At 50.4% G+C, this 18,261-nt stretch carries 17 protein-coding genes; 14 read left to right on the top strand and 3 right to left on the bottom strand.

The genetic code is table 11. The features are described 5' to 3' along the window. Window positions 1-260: 260 nt before the first annotated feature. The 13 genes from JW814_07585 (at window position 261) to JW814_07525 (ending at window position 14,891) form a co-directional block, all read left to right on the top strand. On the top strand, window positions 261-893 hold the full coding sequence (locus JW814_07585) for a sugar transferase (GenBank protein ID MBN2071300.1): 633 nt from the start codon (window positions 261-263) through the stop codon (window positions 891-893). A 118-nt stretch (window positions 894-1,011) separates the two neighbouring features. Further along, window positions 1,012-1,806 carry a polysaccharide export protein gene (locus JW814_07580; protein MBN2071299.1) on the top strand — a complete coding sequence of 265 codons (795 nt, stop codon included), beginning with the start codon at window positions 1,012-1,014 and terminating at the stop codon, window positions 1,804-1,806. 4 nt (window positions 1,807-1,810) lie between these two features. After that, on the top strand, window positions 1,811-3,175 hold the full coding sequence (locus tag JW814_07575) for a hypothetical protein (protein ID MBN2071298.1): 1,365 nt from the start codon (window positions 1,811-1,813) through the stop codon (window positions 3,173-3,175). Between the two features lie 6 nt (window positions 3,176-3,181). Further along, window positions 3,182-4,027: an AAA family ATPase gene (locus JW814_07570; GenBank protein MBN2071297.1), complete on the top strand. Its 846-nt coding sequence runs from the start codon at window positions 3,182-3,184 to the stop codon at window positions 4,025-4,027. 28 nt (window positions 4,028-4,055) lie between these two features. After that, window positions 4,056-4,820: a CpsD/CapB family tyrosine-protein kinase gene (locus JW814_07565; GenBank protein MBN2071296.1), complete on the top strand. Its 765-nt coding sequence runs from the start codon at window positions 4,056-4,058 to the stop codon at window positions 4,818-4,820. Next, window positions 4,821-6,092 carry a hypothetical protein gene (locus JW814_07560; protein MBN2071295.1) on the top strand — a complete coding sequence of 424 codons (1,272 nt, stop codon included), beginning with the start codon at window positions 4,821-4,823 and terminating at the stop codon, window positions 6,090-6,092. Window positions 6,093-6,098: 6 nt separating this feature from the next. Continuing rightward, the gene (locus JW814_07555) at window positions 6,099-7,229 is read left to right on the top strand and encodes an alkaline phosphatase family protein (protein MBN2071294.1); all 1,131 of its coding nucleotides are present in this window, start codon (window positions 6,099-6,101) and stop codon (window positions 7,227-7,229) included. Next, window positions 7,226-8,728: a flippase gene (locus JW814_07550; GenBank protein ID MBN2071293.1), complete on the top strand. Its 1,503-nt coding sequence runs from the start codon at window positions 7,226-7,228 to the stop codon at window positions 8,726-8,728. The genes JW814_07555 and JW814_07550 overlap by 4 nt, the downstream gene beginning before the upstream one ends. A gap of 12 nt (window positions 8,729-8,740) precedes the next feature. Beyond that, the gene (locus tag JW814_07545; protein ID MBN2071292.1) at window positions 8,741-9,424 is read left to right on the top strand and encodes a glycosyltransferase family 2 protein; all 684 of its coding nucleotides are present in this window, start codon (window positions 8,741-8,743) and stop codon (window positions 9,422-9,424) included. A 35-nt stretch (window positions 9,425-9,459) separates the two neighbouring features. Further along, window positions 9,460-9,828 carry an EamA family transporter gene (locus JW814_07540; protein ID MBN2071291.1) on the top strand — a complete coding sequence of 123 codons (369 nt, stop codon included), beginning with the start codon at window positions 9,460-9,462 and terminating at the stop codon, window positions 9,826-9,828. 49 nt (window positions 9,829-9,877) lie between these two features. After that, window positions 9,878-12,526 carry a hypothetical protein gene (locus JW814_07535; GenBank protein ID MBN2071290.1) on the top strand — a complete coding sequence of 883 codons (2,649 nt, stop codon included), beginning with the start codon at window positions 9,878-9,880 and terminating at the stop codon, window positions 12,524-12,526. Between the two features lie 8 nt (window positions 12,527-12,534). Next, a complete protein-coding gene (locus JW814_07530) occupies window positions 12,535-13,671 on the top strand; it encodes a glycosyltransferase family 4 protein (protein MBN2071289.1) in 1,137 nt (378 codons plus the stop codon). Then, window positions 13,668-14,891 (top strand): glycosyltransferase family 4 protein, encoded by a 1,224-nt coding sequence (locus tag JW814_07525; protein ID MBN2071288.1) that lies wholly within the window; start codon window positions 13,668-13,670, stop codon window positions 14,889-14,891. The genes JW814_07530 and JW814_07525 overlap by 4 nt, the downstream gene beginning before the upstream one ends. On the opposite strand, the gene JW814_07520 is transcribed toward JW814_07525, so the two are convergent. Then, window positions 14,880-16,007 carry a glycosyltransferase family 4 protein gene (locus tag JW814_07520; GenBank protein MBN2071287.1) on the bottom strand — a complete coding sequence of 376 codons (1,128 nt, stop codon included), beginning with the start codon at window positions 16,005-16,007 and terminating at the stop codon, window positions 14,880-14,882. The genes JW814_07525 and JW814_07520 overlap by 12 nt on opposite strands. Before the next feature lie 156 nt (window positions 16,008-16,163). Here JW814_07520 and JW814_07515 point away from each other — a divergent pair, with 156 nt between their 5' ends. Then, window positions 16,164-16,895, top strand: coding sequence for an NTP transferase domain-containing protein (locus tag JW814_07515; protein ID MBN2071286.1), 732 nt, complete (start codon window positions 16,164-16,166; stop codon window positions 16,893-16,895). Here JW814_07515 and rfbD read toward each other — a convergent pair. Beyond that, on the bottom strand, window positions 16,888-17,742 hold the full coding sequence (rfbD, locus tag JW814_07510) for a dTDP-4-dehydrorhamnose reductase (protein ID MBN2071285.1): 855 nt from the start codon (window positions 17,740-17,742) through the stop codon (window positions 16,888-16,890). The genes JW814_07515 and rfbD overlap by 8 nt on opposite strands. Window positions 17,743-17,756: 14 nt before the next feature. Beyond that, window positions 17,757-18,212, bottom strand: coding sequence for a dTDP-4-dehydrorhamnose 3,5-epimerase family protein (locus tag JW814_07505; protein MBN2071284.1), 456 nt, complete (start codon window positions 18,210-18,212; stop codon window positions 17,757-17,759). Between the last annotated feature and the right edge of the window lie 49 nt (window positions 18,213-18,261).

Here is an 18,261-nt window from a genome sequence, read left to right as displayed (position 1 = left end):
TAGGAGTTGACAGGCGCGGTGGCGTTGTGATACAATCCATGAAGTACAGGGAGGTGTACTTAGAGAAACGTTTGTTATAGATATTTGCTTCGGTGCTGGTTTAACTTTTGGATTGTGAAGTAAGTTTCTATTACAGGCGTTTTTTTACGTCACAATGCCCAGGCCGAAGTCACAGGCCTGGGCATTTTTTTGGAGGAGAGATGGCTGGATATCCGGAACTGAAAGAGACGATTGCTACATCGGGGATCTCCGCTTTTTCGATGAATGAATGCACGGAGATCAGGGAGGACAGGTTTTTCACCTTCTTCAAGAGAGCGACAGACATCATCATCGCGGGATTGATCCTGCTTCTTTTCCTTCCAGTCATTCCGGTAATAGTGTTGTTGATAAAACTGGATTCGAACGGAGCTATCCTGTTTAAACAAAAAAGGATAGGCAAGGGTGGCAGGGAATTTGATTTCTACAAGTTCCGTTCGATGCTACAGGGGGCGGAGAGTATAATCGGTCATCTGAGGCCTCTCAGCGGAGTCGACGGACCGATCTTCAAGCTCAAAGAGGATCCGAGAGTGACCAGGGTCGGACGGTTTCTACGGCGTTCGAGCCTTGATGAGCTGCCTCAGTTACTCAACGTCATAAAAGGAGATATGAGTATCGTTGGTCCGCGCCCGAATCTTCCGTCGGAGGTGGCGCACTATCTGCCATGGCAGAAAAAACGTCTCGAAGTCACCCCAGGCATAACCTGCTTCTGGCAGATCACCGGTCGCAGCCATATCGGTTTCCACGAATGGATGAGGCTGGATCTTGAGTATATCAGGAAAAGAAGTCTGGTAACTGATTTTAAAATAATGCTAAAGACCATTCCGGCAGTTATCGCCAGGAAAGGGGCCTACTAGTATTCTGGCATGCATCTTGCCCTAATTCTTGTTTGACATATTACGCCTGAAAGGGTAACTTTTCCTCGATTTAAAGGAATTACAGGGTCGGACCTGAAGTAGCTGAATCTGGAGACCAATGCGAAGAATTACATTCTGCCTCGATATGGTAATATTGTTGACACTATCTGCCCTGATTCTCGGCGGATGTGGAGGCGGAAACAGGATTATCGACAACAGGGCTGGAATCGTTGAGACTTCGACGCTCGATCTCTCAGCCCTTCCGCAGGCTGAAGAGGATGGCATCTACACTCTGGGATACGGAGATGTCATCGATGTGCTTTTTCTCTATAACAGAAACTATTCCAGGGAAAATATAAAGATCCGCCCGGACGGAAGGATATCCTATCCGTATATCGGCGATATCGAAGTAGTCGGCAGGACTACCGATGAAATAGACAGTATCCTCACCGAGAAGTTCTCGGAGATAATCAATGATCCCGATATAGCCGTGATGGTAAGGGAATTCGACAAACGCCTGGTCTATGTGCTGGGTGAAGTCGGAAACCCTGGAGGATACGATTACAGGCCGGGACAGACTCTTCTCAATCTTCTCGCTTCCGGGGGCGGGCTCAATGATGATGCGAGGAAGAACAACGTTGTGGTGATAAGAAGGATCGCTCCCGATCACATCGTTGGTATCGAAGTAAATATCAACGATATCATCAAAGGAAACCACTATGATCTCGACATCGCGATAAGGCCTTACGATATTGTGATGGTCCCTAAATCCAGGATATCTTCGGCAGCGGACTTTTCTAATAAAATGTTTGATATCCTCGCCAAACCGGCCGATCTTTATCTAAGGGGATGGCAGGTAGTGAATGTAAAGACGATGTATGAGTTTTACAGATCGGTCGGACGGAGCCAGTAGCCTTATGGAAAACAAGAGTGTAGTAAAAGAATCGACCGTGAAGGATTTTCTCGAGGTGATCTTCCGAAGAAAATGGATCATCGTCGGCGTAGTCCTGATCTCGACGGTTTTCGTGATTATTCTCAACCTGAAGGAACCGGCAGTCTACGAATCTGTAGGCAAGATGCTTGTAAAGAGGGGAGAGGCTCCGGGAGTCTTTAACAGCTATGTGAGGGTCCTCACCTGGGAAGAGGAGATAGCCTCGCAGATCGAGATGGTCCGTTCCCAGGTCGTTCTTGACAGGGCCAATGATATGCTTCCCTCGTTTCTTCCGGATGGTTATGAGACTCCCGAAAAGATAAATCCGGGATCGACTGTATCTGGCGTTATCAGCACTTCGAACGTCCTCTGGGTGACATATACCTGTCTCGATCCGGTCTTCGCGGAAGCGGCGGTCAACGCGATCGTCAATTCGTACAAGGAATATTACCAGCAGGTGAGGACTCCTCCCGAGATGGATGATTTTTTCACCTCTGAGCTCACAAGGGTGAATGAGGATCTCGAATACTGGCGGCAGAGAAAGAGTATGCTTGAAAAAGAATGGGGAATAGTCGATATCCAGGCTCAGGAACGAAACACACTTAACAGGATCGAAGCGTACAGGACTGAACTCGATCTCGTCCAGAAAGAACGCAGCGAGGTGGAGGACGTCATAACCACGCTGGAAAAGGCCGAGTCAAACGGAGTCTATTCACAGGCTATGCTTGCCGCTTGGAACTTTTCGTTCGGGACGAGGAAGACGATGATCGAGCAATATGTCGAGAAGCTGCAGGAACTGAAGTTGTCCGAATCGGAACTTTCCGCTACGTATACCGACGAGCACAGGGAACTTAAAAAGGTGCGCAAACAGATATCGGATATAAACATCTTCCTGAAAAGCGAGATCGATCTCAACATCGAAGCAAGAAAAACAAACCTTTCTCATATAATCGCTAGGGAAAAGGATCTCAAGGAAATGATCGACGCGATCGTGGTTGAGAAGGATTCATACCCGGAAAAGGGAGTGGAGCTTGAGAGGATAGACAGGGCGATAGACAGGCTGGCGATAAACTATAGCGATCTGAAGAACCAGCACATGACATCGAAAGTCGCGCTTGCCAGTAATCCTGAATGGTCTATAACGATACTGGCGCCGGCCACGCCTGGCAACCAGAAGAAGACAAGAGATTATGTCAGGATGGCCCTAGGCCCGATTTTCAGCCTTGTAATAGCGCTCGGGTTTACATTTTTCATAGATAATCTCGATCACTCGATCAAGAATATATCGGAAGCCGAAGACCTTCTGGGATTCCAGGTGCTGTCGAGTTTTCCTGATATGGAACGGAAATAGGCCAGGATGTACGAAGAATTTTACAGATTCAAGGAACTGCCTTTCAACGTGACTCCCGATCCGCGTTTTCTCTACAGGAGTGAGAGCCACAGGGACGCGCTGGCCTATATAACTTACGGGATCTTTCAGAAAAAAGGTTTCATCGCGGTGACCGGAGAGGTGGGAGTGGGAAAGACAACGGTGGTAAACGCCTTTATCGATCTCTTTCAACCCTCTCTGGAAGTCGCTTTCGTCTTTACGACGAAGTTTCCATTCGATCAGCTTCTATATCTCGTATGCAACGATTTCGGGCTGGACGTCGAGGGGATGAACAAGGCGCAGATGCTTCTGTCCCTCAACAGGTTCCTTATATCGCAGTATGAAAAAAACAGGAACACCGTTCTGATCATCGATGAGGCGCAGAATCTCTCGCCGGACGTCCTTGAGGAACTGAGAATGCTCTCGAACCTCGAGACAAGGGATAGAAAACTGATACAGATAATGCTCGTCGGCCAGCCGGAGCTGGAGAATATGCTCAACCTCAACGAGATGCGACAGCTTCGCCAGCGGATACCGGGGATATGCAAGATCCCGATGCTGAACCGCCAGGAGACGGATAACTATATCAAGTACCGTCTTCATGTCGCTTCCGAGGATAACAACGGACCGGTATTTTCGGGGGACGCGCTCGAAGAGATATTTCATTATTCGGGAGGGACGCCGAGACTGATCAATGTTCTCTGCGACCGTGTCCTTCTTCTCGGATATGTGGGGAACACTCACTCGCTCGACGGAAAGATAGTGCGTGAGGCGATAAGAGACCTGGAAAACAAGGAGAGTATAGTTACGGAGCGTCGAAATCGGCCGATGTAGCGATATCTCGACCAGGGGGTTGTCTGATTTGAGTAAGATATTTGATGCCCTTAGAAAAGCGGAGATGAAAAAAGGGGCTCCACGAATCAAGAATCAGCGTCCGGTAAGGCCGGTCAAGCCTGCCTCGGGTGGGGATGATCTTTTTATCCCCGGCGTCGACGACGAATTCCGGCGTTCCCTGATGAACCTTAGAAATTCGATCGATTCCGAGTTCAAGGAGAGAGATTCCAGGGTCGTCATGTTCACCAGCGCCGTAAAGGGCGAAGGAAAGACTCTGATAGCTTCATACCTGGCAAGAGTTCTGGCCCAGAGTGAAGCGGACAGGGTGCTGATTATCGATTGCGCGATAAACGATCCGAAAATACATGAGCTTTTCGGAATAGAAAACGAAAAAGGCATCATAGATTACCTTTCCGGCGACGTGACGCTGGAAGAGATCATCCGGCCTGTAGATGACGGGGTCCTTGATATTATTACGAGTGGTTCTGTCCGTATGCCCGATGTCACTCAGCCGCTATTTAAATCAGCCCTGATGGACGAGTTGATAGCCGAGACCGGAGCGAGATACGACTATGTCATCATAGACACATCGGCGGTACTGGAAGCTCCCGAGACTCCCGTTATAGGTTCGCGGGCCAACGGAATAGCCCTGGTCATACAGGCTGGACATACCAAGCGAGAAGTGGTGCAGCGAGCGATAATGATGGTGCGAAAGCTCGATGGACATTTCCTCGGTTCGATCCTCAACAGGAAGAAATACTATATCCCCGAATTCATATACAGGCGGGTTTGATTGCTGCAAAATCAGGGAAATGAGAAAGGCCGGCAGAGTAGCAATATCTTTTTCCATCATGCCGAGGGCGATCCTCTATACAAGATAAAAAAACGTTATCACGACCGGTTCGAAAAGTCTCTTGAATGTTGCGGCGACCTTCTCGCCGGGCATATCGGACCAGATAATTTGAAATCCCTTCTGCTGACAGGAAGTTTCTCGATCGGCGAGGGGAGCATACTGTTCGGGGGCGAAAGCCCCGTTTTTCTGTCCGACATAGATCTTCTCGCGATAATCGAGGACAAAGGACTTCTGATGAAGCTTCTTCCCGAAAAAGAGCGGCTTTCCGGAGAATGCGAATCATTATTCCCGGACGCTGTCTTCGACGGGCATGTCGACGTAGGTATAGTGACCGCTGGCGAGACAGGCAGGTTTCCACGGTCTCCCGGAGTATATGATATAAACCGGAGGGCGATCGTCCTGAGAGGAGACCTCGGCGCGTCCGGGTTTTTTCCAGATTTCAGGCCGGAAGAGGTCGACCGCCGCGAGGGGATCATACTTCTGGAAAACAGGATCGCTTCCTTTATCGGGGAGTGGCCTCCCGATACATCTTCGGGGCCGCTTTCCAGGCATCACTTTCTCTATCAGGCGGCAAAGGGATACGCCGACATCATCACGGCGTCTTTATGCGTATCTGGAAATTTCATCTCCGGCTACAGGGAACGGGCTGAGTACGTTGCCGGCGCTGGCGAGGATGATCCGGGCGTCAGGCTGGCAGGCCAGGGGGCAGTTATGAAGGCGCTAGAATGGTCGGAGTACAAGCTCGACCCCTCCGGCAAGGTGCCGCCTTTTTCAGCAGGAACTGATAGATCTCTTTGGTTCGAGGTCGCGGCCGACCTGCTCGGTTGCTGGAAAAGATGTGAATCGTTCATTCAGGGAGGCGCCGCCGTCGGGGCAGAGGAGCAGAACGCTTCGGACCTTTTTGCCGGCAGGAGGACAAAATCGTTTAAAAAGGATTATATTACGGCGTGGAGATGCTATCTTCGCGATAAGCCATTTCGAACGGTAGCATCGACAGTCTTTTCTGTCGGGCTCGCTCTGGCCCGATCATCGCCTCTTGAAAAGCTGAGGGAAGCGGGAGTACTGCTTCTCGACCATGCAGTATCGCGTGGGACCGGTTCGGTCATCGGGCCGAATGATCGGATATTTTTAGCTGGTGAGGGCGATTGGGCCAAAGCGGCCGGCAGGCTCAGCGATGAGTGGAATCGGCTCGTCTTTGGAAGGAAAGGTTGATATACATTGGCCGCCACGGTGATGATAATAATCGATGCCCTGGGATACGATATAACAAGGCATCACGATTTCAGGCCAGCCGGGCTTGATAAAATTGCGAAGGCCGAGACTGTCTTCGGATTCAGCCAGGCTGCTCTTACCACCATCATGACAGGCGCCTTACCGGACCATCACGGACTATGGATGATGTATTCGTTCGACCAGCAGGGGTCTCCTTTCAAATGGCTGAGAAATATGCCCCGCTTTGTATCTACCGAAAGAAGATGGGTCAGGACGATCATCGACCGGCAGATAACAAGGTCGATCGGTGTAAGCGCTTATTACAATCTCTACGATGTACCCGCGAGGGAGCTTTCTTTTCTCGACCTGCCCGCGAGAAAGCAACTTTTTTCACCGGGGAGTGTTCCGGGGCGTGAGACAATCATAGACACGGCGCTCCGGAAAAATATCCCACTGTTCATCCGTTATTACAATACGGAAGAGAAAAAAGCGTTCAACGATCTCGCACTTGCCCTTGACGGCGGAGGAGATGGTCTTTTCTTACTGTATACGGCAGGTTTCGATTCGACCCTTCACAGACGCGGAACGCTTTCTGAAGAGACCGGGCTCCACCTGCGCTGGTATGAAAAAAGGATCGGTGAGATCGCCTCTTCCCGCGACGACCTGAGGATCTTCGTTCTGGGAGATCACGGTATGTGCGACGTGACAGCGGTGATCGATGTGATGGGGGAGATCGGCCGGCTCGGGTTGTCAGTCCCTGAAGACTACATACCATTTTACGATTCGACGATGGCGAGATTCAGGTTCAATTCAGGCAGGGGCAGGGAACTTGTCGGCAATGTTCTGACAGATATAAAGGGAGGCCGCATCCTCGAAGAAAAAGAACTCCGGAGGCTCGGAGTATGGTTTGACGACCAGAGGTTCGGGGAGATGATCTTTCTGGCCGATCCTGGCGTGATGATAGTACCGTGTTTCATGGGGAAGAAGCCGATCGCCGGCATGCACGGATATCACCCCGGCGCTCCGTGCATGGACAGTGTTCTGTATTCGAATGTCCCGGCGGTGCCAGACCGGATCTCGTTGACTGAAATTGCGGGGATGATACTACCCGGCAACGGCGGCATGGAGCGGAGATGACGTACGAAAAAGTCGGACAGGCGATGTCATGGAATATCCTGGCGAAGCTGGCAAGGCTGTTCGCCGGACCGGTAAGTTTCATAATAGTCGTAAGGATACTGGGAAGCCATGACTGGGGTGTACTGAGTATACTCAAGACGATATCCGGTTTCGCCATGATCATTGTCGCGCTCGGCGGGACGCAGGCTATGCTTAAATATCTTCCCTCGAGGCGCGTCAGGGGAGGGATGGGTGATTTCTTTAAAAATGTAAAAAGACTGCTGCTGCTGCAGGTGGCAGCCTGGTTGATCCTGCTGGGTGCCGTCTGGTTTTTCAGGGAAGAGCTCGGTTCTTTTTATGAGGACAGGCCGGATAATTTTAATATCTATCTTGTGACAGCCGTCGCCCTCGTGATATTCAAAGTCTTGATCTCGATGGTCACGAATATTCTTCAGTCATGGTATGTCACGAAACGTCTCAGTATCGTAACGGCAATATCCAACGTGGCATATCTTGTTTTGATGATGTTGCTTCTAAAGGCCGGGCTGGGGATAATCGGGTATCTTGCAGCCGGAGCGATCATCGATATCCTCTCGACAGTCATACTACTCCCCGGGATAATGGAACTGATCCGCGAAGACGACAGGCCCGGAGATGATATTCCGGGGATACGAAGGATAATGAAATACTCCCTGCCTTTTGTAGTCACCGGTCTGCTTACTCAGATCGTCTGGCGTCATTCCGAGGTGATATTCCTGGGCCGATATTCAGGCGCCGAGGCATCCGGATTTTTCAGCCTGGCATATGATATCCCACAGATGGCGCTTGAATTCGTTCCGCTTACTATCTGGCCTATCGTGATGGCGGGGATGTCCGAAGTCTTTTCAAAAGACGATTCGAGACTTGCCGAAGCTATCGATATATACTACAGGCTCCTTTTCCTGCTCGTCATACCGGTTGCCGCGATGGGATTCGCTTTCGCGAAACCGATGGTTCCTTTGCTTTACGGAAACGAAATGGTTCCCTCGGCACGGCTTACGCAATTGTTTTTTATTGTCTTTTCATATTCGTTTCTCTATACTCCGATGAGTATGGCCCTCTATGTGATTGGAAAAAGCTGGGTTAACATGCTTGTCCTCACGGTGATGGCGATATTGAATATAGGCCTGGATATTGCTTTGATCCCCAAGTATGGTTTGTGGGGGGCGTTTTTCCCCGTGGTACTGATCCTGGCGGTAGAGGTCGTTGTATTCAGAGTGACTGTAAAGTATTTCAGGCCGGATATCAAAGTGCCGTCAGGTTTTATAGCAAGGTGTTACCTGGCCGCTCTTCCGACCGCCGCTCTCGCGTTTCTCTCATCGAGATGGGATTCGCCCGTTCTGCTGATTTTACTGATGATCCTGGGATTGGCCCTGCTTTTCGCGGGATTCAGATTTTTAAATATTATAGGGGAAAGAGAGAAGGGGTTGATAAATAAACTCCCTCTTCCTTTCAAGGAAAAGCTGACAGGGATCTTTTGATAAGGATGATCTATGTATCGTGAAAAGAAAATATCGGTCGTTATTCCGTGTTTCAACGAAGAGGAAGGGATAGCGCTGGTAATACCATCTCTTCCCGAATCGGTCGATGAGGTCATAATCGTCGATAACAATTCGACCGACAGGACAGCCGAAGTCGCGAAAGGGCTCGGAGCCCGCGTCGTCTTTGAAAAAAAGAAGGGGTACGGGGCGGCGTACAAGGCCGGACTACCTGCCGTCACCGGTGATATAACAGTGACGATGGACGGCGACGGGACTTACGCCGTCGAACAGATCGAAGAATGCATCGATCACCTGATAGACAAGGATCTCGATTTCGTGTCAGCTTCTCGTTTTCCACTGAAAGACAAGAAATCGATGAATTTTTCAAACAAGGTCGGCAACTGGGTCCTAACTATGGGGACGCTGATACTTTTCGCGCACGCGATAAGGGATTCGCAATCGGGGATGTGGATATATAAGAGCGAGATCTATCCCAGACTCGGTCTTCAGAGCGACGGGATGCCCCTCAGCGAAGAGATCAAGATCGCCGCGATAAGACATCCGGGGATCAGGTTCGACGAGTACAATGTCAATTATCATCCTCGCGTCGGCGAGGTCAAATTGAACAAATGGAAAGACGGTTTCGAGAATCTTCTCTATCTTGTGAAATTACGTTTCAGACCGGCAAAAAAGTAGATCTTCGCGGGTGACCGCACTGGAGGGCCCTGAATATGCTTAAAAACCTGATTATGATCATGGCTACAGTCGTCCTGAATACAGCGGGCCAGTTTATGATGAAAGCTGGAATAAACAGGATAGGGAAGATCGGGCTTGGGAATATTGTCGAAGCCTTTCAGAAGGTCGTTACATCATGGTACGTGATAGGAGGATTCACTTCGTACGCGCTGAGCGCTGTCCTATGGATACTGATCCTGTCGCGTTCGGAACTGAGCTGGGCGTTCCCGATGGTGAGCCTCTCGTACGTGATCACGGCGCTGCTCGCGCCATATCTGCTTAACGAGTCATTTTCGATCCAGAGATTCATAGGTATCATTGTCATCTGTGCCGGAGTCTTCCTGGTAAGCAGGACATATAACTGATATTGGAAATAGTGGCCGACACGCTCTCAGAATCGAGGAGTCCGCTGCCTTGAAGAACAAAGCGTTTTTCCTCACGTTGAGCATTTCGTTAATAATCCTTTCTTTTCTGGTCGGTGCCCGCATCATCCCGGGTCCCGCGCCAGTGGGGTTGATCCTGGCTTTCCTTTCGTTATTCGTTCTCCCGGGGATCTATATCACGCTGATCCGTTCCGGTTCCGTCCCGCTGACTGTAGAGGGAGTCTGCAGGGTCTTCTTCAGCGGGATCATCTATGCGACGTTCATCGTCACTCTCGGTTTTCTGCCTGGAACGGGATATGCCGGTATATCGACAGCCTGTTCTGCAGTCACGGTCGTGTTGATCCTCTATTACCACATGCACATCAGGAGAAACGACGAAAAGGTCAACCAGCGTATCAGGCCCTACTTTGTAGAGGATACTGGACTTTCGGCCAGAGAAAAAAGAGCGATGCTGGCGATCATCCTTGTCATGATGATCCTCTGTTTCGTGTTTTTCGATCAAAGCGGCGAGCTTGGTATTTCCACCGACGCGCCTGATCATATCAGTTTTATCCGCAGGTCTATCGAGAGCGGGACGATCCTTCCAGACGATTCTTTTTTCAGGGAGGGAGATGGGACAGGATTCGATCCAAGAAAGGGATTGTGGCATCCGGTGCTTTCCCTCTGGGCATACCAGGCTGATGCCGCGCCGGACGATCTCTGGTCGATGATCCCTTCTTTTCTGGCATTTTTCGCCCTGGCCGTTTTCTGGTTCTATTCAAAGGAGCTTCTCGGAACGATAAGGCTGACTCTGTTGGCTTCGATACTTTTTGTCCTGTTCATGAGGGGGAACGGCATCGCGTGGCTCACCAGGATCGGGTACAGCAAGAACCTGGCGATAGTGATGATGTGGGGTACGACCGGATACCTGATCAGGTACCTGCGATTGAAGGAAAGGCGCGATCTGATCTTGTCGGTCTTTCTTGTCGTGACGGGAATCGCGTATCACATCGTCTTCGCGTATCTTATGTTCGGCATCCTCGGTTCTTTCTTTATCTATGGAGTCATTCTTCCAGCCGGCAGAAGATGGATGCGGGGGTTCAGGGTAATAGTCCCTGTGCTGGCCGGTGTCACCGCGGCGGCGGTGATCGCCAGGATATCGATGGTACAGGGAGAGTATAACATCATACACACGCACAGGCAGGGCCTCCTCCTTCTCGGAGAGAAGTTTCTGACAGTCGATCCGATCGAGCTCATGAGCCAGATGGGGTTGGTTTTCTTTTTCATATTAATCGCGTCCCCGCTGGTCTTTTTCATAAGGGAGAAAAAGGGACTGCCTCTACTTGCCGGCGTACTTTTTCTCGTTCCGGTTCTGGCGGTGATAAATCCTCTTACCGCTACGCCTCTCGAGAGCCACCTTGGTTATCTTTTCTACAGACTGGTCTATGCCGCTCCGTCGACCGGCCTGCTCGCTCTGATAATATATTATCTATGCAGGCTCATCATAATGGGGACGGTATCAGGAGAGAAGCGATCCTGGAAAGCCAGGACAGTCGCGGCCCGCGTATTGTCTCTTCTTCTGATCTTTCTCTTCGCCGCTCTTCCTCTCAGGTTCGCAATTTCAGGAATAATGAGTGAAACGGAGAAAATACTGCTTACAGATCCGGAGTCGAGTCTTGAGAGGGGCGATATCCTCTGTGAGTTGACCAGGGAACTCCCTGAAGGGTCGGTAGTGATCTCCGATCCAGCGACGAGTTACCTGCTTTCGGCATACACAGACTGTTTCGCCGTAGTCACGCTCGGTCAACATGGATCACCCTGCGACGGTGAAGCTCTTGAAAGGATATCGGCCGTCAGAAATCTCTTCGATCCCGCTCTTCCCCTTTCTGAGAGCGCGGCATGGCTTATGGAAAAGGATATAAGGTACCTGGTTGTCGATACCGGCGGAGAAACGATGGTCGATTTCTTTGAGGCCGTTCCGGCGGAGATTGTCCCGGCGTTTCTTGAAAAGATCTCGAGATATCCCGGCCTGTTCGTCAGGAAAGGCGAAAGAGAGAGGTATATACTGTTTCAACTCAATATCAGGTTCCTTGACGAGATGAAAAATGATGTGGGCGAGGTAAAAAGCGAGGCACGGAAGGAATGCTGCATTTTCGGCGAGGGCATGAACCGGTTTGAAAAGGCGGCGGAATGGGAAGGCATAAGGTTCGTTTCACTGGTCCTCGAAGAAAGGGAAGTAGTCGCGGGAGATACAGTGAGGGGGATCTTCTGCTGGAATGCCGGGGAATCTTACAAGCCGGGTCTTCCATGCAGCTGGAACCTGAGGCTTGACCGCGATTATCCCCAGGGCGGTCTTTACAGGCCATGGTACGATAAACAGTACAGGCGTATAGTTGAAAGAAAAAAAGGGACATTTTACAGGTATACCGCTGGAGGAATGATAAGAAGCGGTTCTACTATGCCGGAAAGGTGGGGCACGGGCGAGGATTCCGGCCAGCGTCTCTTTTTTGTTCTCCCCGATAATATCGCTCCAGGCAGGTACGATCTCGGCCTGATCGTCAGAAGGGAGACGTATCTACCCAATAGAATGATAAAAGACTACCTGAGAAACAGGGATTCTCTTTCCGGGACCCTTATAGGAAGGATCGATATTACAGGCCCGGGAGATGCGAACAGCGGACGAGAAACGAAAAACAGGTGAATATTTCCGTGATTGACCGGCCAGAAAAGATTAAAGTCGCGTTTTTCTGCGACGCTCCATATACGGGAGGAGCGGAGAAATATATCTTTCTTCTTGCTTCGCACCTGGATCCGGCTCGATTCGAGAGTCATGTCATCATAAATAACGATGAGGGCCTGAAGAGATTGAGATCGTGGCTGGAAGATTCGGGGATCAAAGTCTCGTCGCTTGGATACACGCCGCCTTTTTCGCCCGGGAACGCGCGAAAGCTCTACAGGATCCTCAGGAAATATCCAGCTGATATTTTCCACATCAATCTCCCGGGCTCATACGACGCGGGGTATGGACTTGCCGCTCCGGTAGCCAGACTCGCCGGTGTCGGGAAGGTCGTTTCAACGGAGCATCTTCCGATGTTTCCCGCATTTACAAAAGGAATGCTGTTAAAAAGCATCACGTCAAGATCGATCGACCGGGTGATCACTGTAAGTGAGGATAACAGAAGACATCTTGAAAGGAATCATCACATTCCATCCGATAAGATCGAAGTCATATATAACGGGATAGACCGGGCAGTCCCTGATGGAGAGACCATCAAAGCAATTCAAGACGATATCTTTGAAGTAACGATTATCGGCGCGCTCCACAAGAGGAAGGGTCATCTCGTGCTATTCGAGGCGATCGCGAAGCTGCCCCGCGGCGTAAGGCTCACTGTTGCCGGCGAGGGGGAGATGGAAAAGGAATACAGGGAATACGTCGAGAGCGCGGGGATCGGCGACAGGGTGGAATTCATCGGCCATAGCGATGATATCATGGGGCTTCTTTCCCGGACGGATCTTCTCGCTGTTCCGTCGACTCTCGAGGCTACTCCCTATGTCATCATCGAGGCGATGTCTCTCGGAGTCCCCGTTGTCGCGAGCGATATATTCGGAATACCGGAGCTTGTTTCTGATGGTGAGACAGGGCTCCTTGTCGACGAGGGCGACAGTGGCAGGTTGGCCGAATCGGTCGAGAGGCTGATGTCAGACAGAGAACTGCTCGAAAGGATGTCGAAAAGATCGTTAGAAGTATTCAAAGAACGTTTTACTATCGAAAGGTCGGTATCGCTCACCTCTCGACTGTATGAAGCCCTTGTGCGCGGAAAAGAAAAGACACAGGAGATGAGATGAAGATCCTGCTGGCAGTCCCGTATTCTCCATACCCCGTCAGGAGGGGTTTCGATCGTCTGATGACGAACCTTGTTGACGGCCTTATTGTCGATCACGAGGTCGTACTGGTGACGATGACATTTACGGAGGAAGAAAGGGATTCACTTCGAAAACAGGAAAAAGAGCACCTTAAAATCGCGTCTATGATCGCTCCGAACAAGAGGTCGTTGGCCGGCCGGATGATCTTCAAGATAAGATACGCAGTAAGGTATATGTTGAAGGGGATCGTTCCGGAAGTGAGTTACGCTTCTCCCGGTAAATACATCAGGCTGGTCGCCGATCTTGCCCGTGCTGAAGACCCTGATCTTATCATATCATCATACTGGCATCTCTACATGCTTCCCGTTATCCTGCCACGTTTCAGGCACCTGCTTGTGACTCTTGATCTCGATTATCTGGTGGCTCCTTCAAGGTTGAAGTTCGCGCGGGGAAAGCGGAGCGGAAAGAGGACTCCGTTCAGGGACCGGATGAGGGAAAGGACGGAAAAAAAGGCGTACGATAATTTCGATATGATCATGACCGTGACGGAAAAAGACGCGGATATTCTCAGGAAAGAGTACAGGGGAAAGAAGAAACAAATAGAGACCCTTCCCGTATCTCTCGACCTTAAGCACTTCGACAGAAGAGGCAGGATCAGGGTAAGAGACAGGATCCTTCTGACCGGAACGCATTTATCCGATTTCAACAGGGACGCGCTACGGTTTTTCATACTCGATGTTCTTCCCATTATAAGAAAGAAAAGACCCTCGGCTGTTCTCCATGTAGTCGGAAGCGTTCATCCGGTGGACATGGAATCTCTCAAGGGAGAGAATATTGAATATTGCGGATATGTCAGTGATCTTTCTTCCTCTCTGGCCGAAGCTTCCGTCCTTGTTATCCCTCTCAGGTTCGGCGGTGGGATAAGGATCAGGATGCTCGAAGCTGCCGCTGTCGGGACCCCGGTTGTAAGCACTCCCACTGGCGTCGAGGGTATGGGCCTGGTTGATGGAAGGGAATATCTCGAAGCCGGTTCACCTGAAGATATCGCCGCCGCGGTGCTGCGTTTGCTCGATGATGACGATCTCGCCGGTGAGCTTGGAAAGAATGCCAGGGTATGGATGGAGAAGAATTATTCGGACGCGAATTACAGCGAGAGGTTGAAAGCCCTGTTCGAAAAAATTATCGATAAATCAGAGAAGTGATTCGAACAGAGATATATATTCATCAGCCTTGTCCTTGATATCATGTTCGCGCGCCACATATTCAAGAGCCCTCCGGCACATCCGCGTCCTCATCGGTTCATCGGAAGATAATTCGCGGACGGCCTCGACGAGACGTTCGAAACTTCCCGTGCATTCACCGATACCGTTCTCTTCGATAATCCTGTCAGGATCGATCTCTATCGTAAATGTAGGAACGCCGCGCCTCCAGCTATGGAGGTACGTGTTTGGAAAGCCCTCAAGAACAGATGTGTTGATATAAGCGTAAGCCCTGCGGTAATACTCTTCGATCTTTTCAGGTTCAATGAATCCAGGGTAATTCAGGTTGGAGATCGATCCGGCGTTCGCTGCTATCATTTCGTAAAAGTCCCGGTCGTCCCCGCCACCGCCGATGATCGTGAAATCAGCTTCTGGAACAGCCCGGGCGAGATCCAGAAAGAGTTCGGGGCGTTTTCGTCTTCTGAAAGAGCCGACCCAGAGGAATTCCTTCCGGCCTTCCGCAGTCTTTTCAGAGCCTGAGTTAACGGGACATTCCACGCGGTCGAGTATCTCTATCCCGTTTCTGATCAGAGTCGACTCGCGCCGCATATTTTCAAACAGCAGGTCTTTCTGTTTCTGTGTCTGCGCGATCACCGCGCCGGCATTCCTTATTCCATACCGGTACATCGATGTCATCGGAAAGGAGAGGTTGCCATCACAATCGCCATAACAGTTATAATCGATACCGATCGAAAAAGTGAACTGTTTGCCGAGAGATGACGCGAAATAGCACAGCTGGCCGGTGTAGAAAGATGTCGATCTCTGGTTGAAGATATCGGCACCCGACAAGCGCATCGCTCTTCTGATCTTCATCATGTCCGGGAGAAAACGGAGTTTCCTGTTTCCCGAAAAAGGGGCGAAAGATCTTATGACAGTTATATTCCCGAATTTCTCGACTTCCTCCTGGCCATGGTCGCCGACTATGAAGGAGACGTCGATCCCCTTCAAGGACATCTGTTTTGCCAGAAGGACCTGCTGCGTCTCCGCTCCTCCGGCCCACTCGTCGGCGTCAGGATTGAAATAGCTGTAGGCAGTTGGCGAAAAAAAACAGACTTTCATAATTCCTCCAGTTATCACACTTTGCCACAACCAGGCGGAATATTAACAACTTGTCGGCTTTTTTGAAAGGATATTCGTGATTCCCGGTTTTCCTTGATTCAAACCGGTCGTGATGGTAGACTGCGGCTTGCGTTTTATCGATGAAAAGGAGATTGAATGAAAGGCGTAATACTTGCCGGCGGACTTGGATCAAGACTTCTGCCGCTTACCAAGATAACGAATAAGCACCTCTTGCCGGTATATGACAAACCGATGATCTATTACCCTATACAGACCCTTATAAACGCGGGCATTCGTGATATCCTGATTGTTACGGGAGGCAATCATGCCGGCGATTTTCTCAGGCTGCTGGGTAATGGAAGCGAGTTCGGCCTGGCGCATATAAATTACACGTACCAGGAAGGCGAGGGAGGGATCGCGGAAGCGCTCAGACTCGCCGAGTATTTTGCAGGTGAGGACAGTATCTGCGTTGTTCTCGGTGACAATATCATAGAGAACAATATCGTTTTGGCTGTGGAGAGGTTTCGGGAGACGGGGCGCGGCGCGAGGATCCTTTTAAAGGAAGTCCCTGATCCGGAAAGATTCGGGGTCCCCGTACTCGAAGGGGAAAAGGTAGTGAAGATAGAGGAAAAGCCGGCAGAGCCGAAATCGCGTTACGCGGTGACGGGAATATATATGTATGATAATTCTGTCTTTGAGATCATCAAGACCCTTAGGCCCTCGGACCGGGGTGAACTTGAGATCACCGATGTAAATAACGCATATATTGAAAAAGGCGAGCTTGCCTGGGATATCCTCGACGGATGGTGGACTGACGCCGGCACGTTCGCTTCGCTGCACAAGGCGAGTAATCTTGTCGCTGAAACGGGGGCTAACAAGATCAAATAAGGACTTCCCTTATATATTCGCTTAATGCCTCATCCCATGGCCTCATATTATCGAGTCCCATCAATGTCAGCCTGTAGTTGCTCATCCCTTCCATTTCCGGCCGGGGCGCGGGAAGAGGAAATTCATCGGATGATACGGGAGTCAGGCTGCAACCGGTGATGCCGGCTATCTGAAGGATCTTTTCAGCGAGTTGAAAACGGCTGGCAAGTCCACTGTTGACGCAATGAAACCTGCCATATTCGTTTTGCTCTATCAGGTCGGCTATCGCCCGGGCAAAGTCGACGGTATAAGTCGGGGAACCGATCCTGTCGTCGACGATTTTCAGCTTTTTGTTTTTACCGGCAAGTTCGAGGATCTTCGAAACGAATTTCTTATCTTCTTTTCCTCCTCCAAATATCCAGCATGTGTTGAAGATAAAATATCGCTTGAGCAGCCTTCCGATCTCCAGTTCGCCTTCATATTTTGTGCGTCCATAGACATTGACGGGGTCGGGAAGATCGTATTCGGTATAGGGGCCTTTTTTCCTGCCGTTATAGATCATCCCCGTGCTGATATATATCATCATGGCGCCGGTTTCCTTCGCCCCTTCGGCGACGTTTCGCGTACCGGTGGTGTTTGAGAGCCGCGCCTGTTCCGGATGAAGTTCGCAGAGATCGACGTCTGTCATCGAAGCGAGATGAAATACGTAATCGGGAGAGAAGGATCTTATATCGCTGACGATGTTGTCCCTGTCCGTAATATCAGCTTCGGGAAGGTCGGTGGCTTTCACCTCGTACTTCTTTTCGAGCAGAGGGACCAAAGCCTTGCCGAGCATGCCACGGGCGCCTGTCACGTATACGCGTCTCATTCGATCTCCCGGTTTCAACCGTCTCTTCTGTCCCAGTCGTAAGGTATGTCGTTATCACGTGGGTCTATCCTGAATTCATCCGGATCGTCGTAGTTGTAGTTTTCTGTCACGGTGTTGATCACGACCGCTTCGCCAGGACTTACGCATTTGAAACCGTGGCATACTCCTGGTGGGATCTGTACCCTGACCGGATTGTGCGTTCCGGCAAAGAACTCGTTTACCTCGCCAAAAGTAGCGGAATCCTCTCTAGAATCGTAAAGCACGATCTTCATCATACCGCTGATCACTGTCATATAATCCGTCTGTTTTTTATGGAAATGCCAGCCTTTCACGACACCCTCGTAACAGGTAGTCATGTACACCTGCCCGAATGTAGTGAATTCACTGTCGTCGGACCTGAGGATCTCCATCAACCGGCCTCTTTCATCCGGGATGACTCTCAGGTTCTTTACCGATACTCCATCGATCATGATTCTCCTCCACTTTGACTCAAGCTATCTTCAAGTCAGCAACTCTAAA

Source organism: Candidatus Krumholzibacteriota bacterium (assembly GCA_016932415.1).
Taxonomy (GTDB): Bacteria; Krumholzibacteriota; Krumholzibacteriia; order Krumholzibacteriales; family Krumholzibacteriaceae; genus Krumholzibacterium.
This window is presented reverse-complemented; position numbering and strand designations above follow the sequence as displayed.

Coding starts and splice junctions, on each gene's coding strand:
- rfbD (MBN2071285.1), bottom strand. CDS start 17,742: ATGAGACGCGTATACGTGACAGGCGCCCGTGGCATGCTCGGCAAGGCT.
- JW814_07575 (MBN2071298.1), top strand. CDS start 1,811: ATGGAAAACAAGAGTGTAGTAAAAGAATCGACCGTGAAGGATTTTCTC.
- JW814_07570 (MBN2071297.1), top strand. CDS start 3,182: ATGTACGAAGAATTTTACAGATTCAAGGAACTGCCTTTCAACGTGACT.
- JW814_07520 (MBN2071287.1), bottom strand. CDS start 16,007: ATGAAAGTCTGTTTTTTTTCGCCAACTGCCTACAGCTATTTCAATCCT.
- JW814_07525 (MBN2071288.1), top strand. CDS start 13,668: ATGAAGATCCTGCTGGCAGTCCCGTATTCTCCATACCCCGTCAGGAGG.
- JW814_07515 (MBN2071286.1), top strand. CDS start 16,164: ATGAAAGGCGTAATACTTGCCGGCGGACTTGGATCAAGACTTCTGCCG.
- JW814_07585 (MBN2071300.1), top strand. CDS start 261: ATGAATGAATGCACGGAGATCAGGGAGGACAGGTTTTTCACCTTCTTC.
- JW814_07550 (MBN2071293.1), top strand. CDS start 7,226: ATGACGTACGAAAAAGTCGGACAGGCGATGTCATGGAATATCCTGGCG.
- JW814_07580 (MBN2071299.1), top strand. CDS start 1,012: ATGCGAAGAATTACATTCTGCCTCGATATGGTAATATTGTTGACACTA.
- JW814_07545 (MBN2071292.1), top strand. CDS start 8,741: ATGTATCGTGAAAAGAAAATATCGGTCGTTATTCCGTGTTTCAACGAA.
- JW814_07540 (MBN2071291.1), top strand. CDS start 9,460: ATGCTTAAAAACCTGATTATGATCATGGCTACAGTCGTCCTGAATACA.
- JW814_07505 (MBN2071284.1), bottom strand. CDS start 18,212: ATGATCGATGGAGTATCGGTAAAGAACCTGAGAGTCATCCCGGATGAA.